Raw genomic sequence first — 589 nt, 5'->3', positions numbered from 1 at the left:
CTACTTGTAGGCACACGGTTTCAGGTTCTCTTTCACTCCCCTCCCGGGGTGCTTTTCACCTTTCCCTCACGGTACTGGTTCACTATCGGTCACTAGGGAGTATTTAGCCTTGGGAGATGGTCCTCCCTGCTTCCGACGGGATTCCTCGTGTCCCGCCGTACTCAGGATCCACTCAGGAGGGAACGAAGTTTCGACTACAGGGCTGTTACCTCCTCTGGCGGGCCTTTCCAGACCGCTTCATCTACTTCGTTCCTTTGTCACTCCGTATTGAGTGTCCTACAACCCCAAGAGGCAAGCCTCTTGGTTTGGGCTGTTCCCGTTTCGCTCGCCGCTACTCAGGGAATCGCTTTTGCTTTCTTCTCCTCCGGGTACTTAGATGTTTCAGTTCCCCGGGTATGCCCTCCATACGCTATGTATTCACGTATGGATACTGCCCCATTACGGACAGTGGGTTCCCCCATTCGGAAATCTCCGGATCAACGCTTACTTACAGCTCCCCGAAGCATATCGGTGTTTGTCCCGTCCTTCATCGGCTCCTAGTGCCAAGGCATCCACCGTGCGCCCTTTCTAACTTAACTAAACACACTTT

1 rRNA gene is annotated in these 589 nt (G+C 53.5%); it reads right to left on the bottom strand.

Going from position 1 to position 589, the window contains the following annotated elements:
- Nucleotides 1-578, bottom strand: a 23S ribosomal RNA gene (locus EKC99_RS15380); the annotation flags it as partial.
- Between the last annotated feature and the right edge of the window lie 11 nt (nt 579-589).

Source organism: Anoxybacillus sp. MB8 (assembly GCF_011006755.1).
Taxonomy (GTDB): domain Bacteria; phylum Bacillota; class Bacilli; order Bacillales; family Anoxybacillaceae; genus Anoxybacillus; species Anoxybacillus gonensis.
The sequence above is the reverse complement of the archived record's forward strand: the minus strand, read 5'-3'. Positions and strand labels throughout refer to the sequence as shown.